This window comes from Brachybacterium alimentarium, assembly GCF_002332425.1.
Classification (GTDB): domain Bacteria; phylum Actinomycetota; class Actinomycetes; order Actinomycetales; family Dermabacteraceae; genus Brachybacterium; species Brachybacterium alimentarium.
Genome location: NZ_NRGS01000067.1, coordinates 1 through 5,619, shown reverse-complemented (window position 1 = coordinate 5,619; position 5,619 = coordinate 1). Strand labels below are relative to the sequence as shown.

Below are 5,619 nucleotides of genomic sequence, written 5' to 3'. Positions count from 1 at the left end.
AGAGAACCCGGGTCGGTTCAGAACGTCACGGTGGTGAAAATTGTGCACCACCGTCAGCCCGCTGTCGTCGTCTCCGGCAGCACGGTTGTGGCAATTTGCCACCACCGTCGACCTGCCCTCGTTCTTGACGGTGGTGCCACGGTGGCACCACGGTCGGCTCGAGCCCACGGGGGTGAAAATTTTCCACCCCCGTGCCCAAGCCAACGGTCCCGCAAATTTTGCAGGACCGTGCCCGCGCCGGGGGCCGGTGAACGGCTCCGGAAATTTTCCGGCCCCGTTGCCCCTGCACGGTTCGCACCTGCGGATGGCATGGTGGTGCCGATTCGGCACCACCATGGCCTGCCCGCGCGAGGCGTACGGCGCCGCCACAGTGGCGGCACCGTGGGCGTCCCCCTGGCACGGTGGGAGGAAATTTCCTCCCACCGTGCCAGGGGTTTCGCCCTGAGAGGTTGGCCTGCGTCGTGATCAACGGGTCCGCCCATTTTGCGGACCCGTTCTCCTCGCCCGGACGTGACCGGGCCGCCCGCACGCTGCTCTCGTTCCGCTCGCCTGTGGCGGTACGTTGAGTGTTCATAGTCCGAGTCCTCGGTCATGTGGCCCCCGCCCCTGGTCTGGTGGACCGAACGGCGGGTCGGGGTCGAGGCGGTGTGCTCGCCGCTGCAACGCCGCTCGCAGCTCGTGATCCAGGACACCTATCTCGCGCCGTGGGCGGTCTCGGCTTCCTTCCACGCCGCCGGGTCGGTGTAGCCGGGGATGTTGACGAGCACCTCGGTGCCGGGATACGTGTAATGATCCGGCATCACCGTCCACCCCCGCCCGAGACATTGGCCCGCGGCGTGTTACCGGGTGATGCCGTGCTTCGCGTCGATCTGCGCCAGCCGGACGGCGATGGCGTCATCGGCGGACATCTCTCCAGTGAGCACCTTGCGGCCCAGGGCACGGTCGGCGTCAGTCTCCTCTTCGCTAGCCATCCGCTGGCTCGCAGTGACCTGCGCTTCGAGCCGGTCGATCTCGGCCTGTTCCAGGGCCTTCGTCGTCGCCATGACCTGTCCTCCTTCATGCTCGCCCGACACCTTCCATTCTACCGTCCAAGGCCGACACCGACCAGTGACTCCACCCGTGAGACGGGCACTTGCTCCATCGGGCACAGTCGCAGCACTGGATAGGTGCGCAGCCGATCCCAACACCAGCATCCCGCAGCGGGCAATCCGCGCAGGGTGTATCTGTGACGGCATTCTGGTAGATTCGGGTTGCACCGAGGGGTGTCCCGTCAAGGGGCTGAGATACCACTGGACGTTGTCAGCGTGGTGACCCTAGAACCTGATCCGGATCATGCCGGCGAAGGGACTGGTCTAGCAGGGCTTCTTTCCTTCGCTGGCCTCCCCATTAGGAGGTTACAGTGTCCCATTCTGTTGTCGGCCCCGCGACGTCCTCAGTCGAGGTGCGCCCGAGGGTCGCGGTCATTTCCGTCCTCATCAAAGATGACCATGTCCTCTTGGTGCGTCGCGCGAACCCTCCTGATGCAGGATTCTGGGGATTCCCGGGCGGGAAGATCGAATTCGGAGAAACGATCACCAAAGCCGCCGAACGCGAACTCGGTGAAGAAACCAGCATCATCGGTCAGGCGACCGGTGTTTTGACTTCCGTTGACGCGTTCAGCCGAGACGAGACTGGACGGTTGGACAGTCACTACGTGCTTATCGCCGTGCTCTGCCAGTGGCGCTCGGGGCAACCCCACGCTGGCGACGACGCCCTCGAAGCACGCTGGTTCCCCCTCGACGAGGTCGACGAGGCCCGCCTGACTCTGAGCAAGGATGTCGCCGAGGTCGCCCGCTACGCCGCCACACAGCAGCAGAAGGAAGTGCACGCATGACGATCAAGAACGTCCTATCCATCGCAGGCACCGACCCCACTGGCGGGGCGGGCATCCACGCCGATCTCAAAGCCTTCTCAGCGAGGGGCACCTACGGTATGGCCGCGATCACCGCGGTCGTGGCACAGAACACGCGCGGTGTGCGCTCGTTCATGCCCCTTGATCCCTCTTTCGTCGGTGAGCAGATCGATGCAGTGTTCGACGATGTGCGCGTCGACGCGGTAAAGATCGGTATGGTCGCCAACGCCGCGATCGCCGAGGTCATCGCCGAGCGCCTGCAATACCACGAAGCCGAGACCGTGGTCCTTGATCCGGTGATGGTCGCCAAGAGCGGCGACAGGCTGTTGGACGACGATGCGGTCGCAGCCATCCGAGACACGCTCGTGCCACTGGCCACGATCATCACCCCGAACCTTCCCGAAGCCGCCGTGCTCCTCGACACCACAGATGTCACCCGCTTGGGGCAGATGGAGGACCAGGCCACCGGGCTGCGTGGCCTTGGCTGTCAGTGGGCGCTACTCAAAGGCGGGCATCTCACGAACGAGACGGTCAGTGTCGACTACCTCGCCGGCCCCGACGGGATCTCCACCTACACCTCTCCCAGGATCGAAACCCTCAACGACCACGGCACCGGCTGCACCTTGTCCTCGGCGATCACCGCACTGCTGCCTGACCACACCGTGCCCGAAAGCGTTGAACGGGCGAAGACCTACCTGCACGGCGCTCTCGTTGCCAGCGACCGCCTCGACGTCGGCCAAGGTCACGGTCCCCTGCATCACTTCCACCAGCTCTGGCCGCGCGGGTAGGGATGCAGAACAGCCCCTCCTCGTTCCGATCGGTAGAGCTAACCACTTCGACTCATGAAAGGAGCCGTGACGATGACGCGAAAGATGTTTCTCGCCGGCCCGTTCAAAGCTCTCGTCGACGCCGACACCCATGTGATGGGCGACGCCGCGATCGACAAGTACACCTCGATCATCGACTTCTTCGAAACCCAGGGGTGGGATGTGCACTGCGCCCACCGCAGAGAGCACTGGGGCCGTGAGTTCATGGAACCCAGCGAATGCACACGCATCGACTACACGGAGATCGCCGCCTGCGACGTCTTCGTCGCGTTCCCCGGCGCACCGGCATCCCCGGGCACGCACATCGAGATCGGGTGGGCCTCCGCCTGGAACAAACCCATCGTCTTACTCCTCGACGAGGGAGCCGAGTACGCGTTCCTCGTCCGAGGCCTCTCAGCGGTCGCCGACGTCCAGATGATCACCATCGATCCCGAGCAGCCCACCGGACCACGCATCCTCACCGCGATCGAGCACGCGCAGGCAGGAGCCGTCAGTGAAGCCTGAGTATCCCGACCTCCACACGCTCTACCTGGATTCCCTGCGACAGGTCTACACCGGGTTCGAATACCAGAACAGTCCCCGCGGGCAGGACGAACGCGAAATCATCGGCTACACCGCACGCCTGACCAACCCGGCCCGGCGGTACTGCTTGGCCAGGTCTCGTCGGCAGAACATCATCTTCAACTACGCCGAAGCACTGTGGTACCTCTCAGGGAAGAACGACCTCGACTTCATCCGCACCTACGCACCCTCGATGAGCCGGTACAGTCCCGACGGCCTCAGCCTGCCGGGCACCGGGTATGGTCCCAAACTGCTCAGACACGTCGGCGACGAGACTGCGATCGAACGAATCGTGAACATCCTCCGCGAGGATGACCCTGCGAGCAAGCGTGCCGTTCTGCAGATCTTCGACGACTCCGAAGACATCTACCGCCGCAACATCGACGTCTCCTGCACGCTGGCTCTCCAGCTGTTGCGCCGTGAGGACCGTCTGCACATGGTCGCGTTCATGCGCGCCAACGACGCGTACATGGGACTGCTCAACGACACGTTCTCCTTCACGTTCATCCAAGAATTTCTCGCCTCGATGCTGGGCCTGACCCCGGGTGTGTACATCCACAACGTCGGCTCGATCCACATCTACAAAAAAGACCTCACCAAGGTGCACACCCTCCTCGGCGGCGATGATCAGACGATCGTGGAGGAACCCAGCACTCTTCCACGGCTGCCCTCGGGGGCGAGCCTGGACCAGGTGCACCAGGTCCTCGCCCTGGAGAAGTCGATCCGTGCAGACGAGCTCCCAGGCCGCGCACTGGCGACCCTTGATCTTCCGGAAGCGTGGGTCGACATTGTCCGCCTGTTCTGGATCCACCGGCAACTCCAATACCAACGACCAGTCGACCCATCGATTATCGGCGACCTCCATCCCCTCCACCGGGAGCTGGTCGTGAGCCGATGGCCCAGCATCGAAAACGCGCGTGTGAGGGCGGTGCAGCAGTGACGACATCATGGACGACTCCGGCAGTCTCAGCAGGGTTCGATGCCTATGACGACTATGTCGAAAACCGACTGGCTTATACCCCGCTCGTCAATGACCTCCAAACTGCTTGCGGCCGAGGGGGGATCGTGCTCGATTATGGGTGCGGCAGCGGAAAAGTCTCACGACGCCTCCTCGACGCCGGAGCCGCAGCACAGGTCGTCGGAGTCGACATCAGCACCGACATGATCACCCTCGCCCGGGCGCAGACCCCGCAACCGGCCGCGCGATTCCACACCATCGACAGCGGCCACGTTCCCTACCCGGATGACACATTCGATGCGATCGTGTGCTGCTTCGTATTCATCAACGTGCCCACACGCGAGGAACTGAGAGCGATCGCCCGCGAGCTCGCCCGAGTGCTTACACCGACCGGCAGACTCTTCATCGTCGATAGCAACCCGGCGGCCACAGGAGTACCGTTCCCGACCTTCCGCAGCGGCGAGCCCGGCAGAGGCTACCGTGACGGAGACGAACGCAAGGTCAGCTTGCAGATCCCCGGCACCGGGATCCTCGAGCTTGTCGACCGGCACTGGTTCATCAGCACCTACGAGGCGGTGCTGACCGAGGCCGGCTTCACAGTCGACAAGGTCACCGACCGCGGAGCACAAACCGTAGAGGACGTCGGCTCCCAGGCACCTATCGACCATCCACCGTTCATGCAGATCACAGCCCACCTCCAAGACCACTCCGAGTCGACGATCGGGGCGGGGTAGATGACGCGCGACGCTTCCTACCCGAAGCCGGCGACGCTGGCGGCAGTGGTCCGAAAAGGACGTGTACTCCTTATCCGGCGTGCCCACATGCCCGACGCCGAGCGCTGGGCATTCCCCGGGGGCAAGATCGAACCCGGCGAGACCCTGACCGCCGCGAGCGCGCGCGAACTCGCCGAGGAAACAGGAGTCCTCGCCACACCCGGTGATGTCTTCGATGCTGTCGACGTCATCGATGCCGACCACAATCTGCATTACGTCCTGATCGCAGTGCTCTGCCGATGGGAACGAGGGGAACCGGTCCCGGACGATGACGCACTCGAAGCGGCATGGTTCACCCTCGAGGAAATGGCTGCGATACCGGTCGCGGAAACATTCAACGTCCGCGCTATCGCCCAAATCGCGCTCGAGCTGGAACGCAAGCAACAGGAACACTCAAGAAGCCAGAATGCCCATTTGCCGGATAGCACGTAGTGATATCAGGTGTTCTGTGACAGCGATTCCAGTAACGAAGAATCAGGCCGTCCGAAGCTTGTGGAGAGTGTGGTTTCCGTGATGTGATGGTGGCGTGACACGGGGCGCCGCCCGTTCCAGCTTTCGAGCACGGGACGTGGTCGGCTGAGATGACACCGGCGATGTCAAGGCGTCGAA

8 protein-coding genes and 1 riboswitch are annotated in these 5,619 nt (G+C 63.5%); of the genes, 7 read left to right on the top strand and 1 reads right to left on the bottom strand.

What is annotated here, in order from left to right; translation table 11 throughout:
- The first annotated feature begins 591 nt into the window (after positions 1 to 591).
- Entirely contained in the window at positions 592 to 747 is a 156-nt protein-coding gene (locus tag CIK71_RS17840) for a hypothetical protein (RefSeq protein ID WP_158542097.1), read from the top strand.
- A 92-nt stretch (positions 748 to 839) separates the two neighbouring features.
- On the opposite strand, the gene CIK71_RS17395 is transcribed toward CIK71_RS17840, so the two are convergent.
- Complete coding sequence (locus CIK71_RS17395) at positions 840 to 1,043, bottom strand: hypothetical protein (protein ID WP_018022526.1); 204 nt, start codon at positions 1,041 to 1,043, stop codon at positions 840 to 842.
- A 205-nt stretch (positions 1,044 to 1,248) separates the two neighbouring features.
- A riboswitch (TPP riboswitch) is annotated at positions 1,249 to 1,365 on the top strand.
- 34 nt (positions 1,366 to 1,399) lie between these two features.
- On the opposite strand from CIK71_RS17395, the gene CIK71_RS17390 reads away from it, so the two are divergent.
- The 6 genes from CIK71_RS17390 to CIK71_RS17365 all read left to right on the top strand — a co-directional run bounded on the left by CIK71_RS17390 (position 1,400) and on the right by CIK71_RS17365 (position 5,442).
- Positions 1,400 to 1,873, top strand: coding sequence for an NUDIX hydrolase (locus tag CIK71_RS17390; protein ID WP_018022527.1), 474 nt, complete (start codon positions 1,400 to 1,402; stop codon positions 1,871 to 1,873).
- A complete protein-coding gene (gene thiD, locus CIK71_RS17385; RefSeq protein WP_018022528.1) occupies positions 1,870 to 2,679 on the top strand; it encodes a bifunctional hydroxymethylpyrimidine kinase/phosphomethylpyrimidine kinase in 810 nt (269 codons plus the stop codon). The genes CIK71_RS17390 and thiD overlap by 4 nt, the downstream gene beginning before the upstream one ends.
- Positions 2,680 to 2,745: 66 nt before the next feature.
- Positions 2,746 to 3,222, top strand: a complete 477-nt coding sequence (locus CIK71_RS17380) for a nucleoside 2-deoxyribosyltransferase (protein ID WP_141393761.1) — start codon at positions 2,746 to 2,748, stop codon at positions 3,220 to 3,222.
- Positions 3,212 to 4,219: a thymidylate synthase gene (locus CIK71_RS17375; RefSeq protein WP_096166921.1), complete on the top strand. Its 1,008-nt coding sequence runs from the start codon at positions 3,212 to 3,214 to the stop codon at positions 4,217 to 4,219. Before CIK71_RS17380 ends, CIK71_RS17375 begins: the two co-directional genes overlap by 11 nt.
- Entirely contained in the window at positions 4,216 to 4,971 is a 756-nt protein-coding gene (locus tag CIK71_RS17370) for a class I SAM-dependent methyltransferase (RefSeq protein WP_081610377.1), read from the top strand. The genes CIK71_RS17375 and CIK71_RS17370 overlap by 4 nt, the downstream gene beginning before the upstream one ends.
- Positions 4,972 to 5,442 carry an NUDIX hydrolase gene (locus CIK71_RS17365; protein ID WP_096166920.1) on the top strand — a complete coding sequence of 157 codons (471 nt, stop codon included), beginning with the start codon at positions 4,972 to 4,974 and terminating at the stop codon, positions 5,440 to 5,442.
- Positions 5,443 to 5,619: the final 177 nt, after the last annotated feature.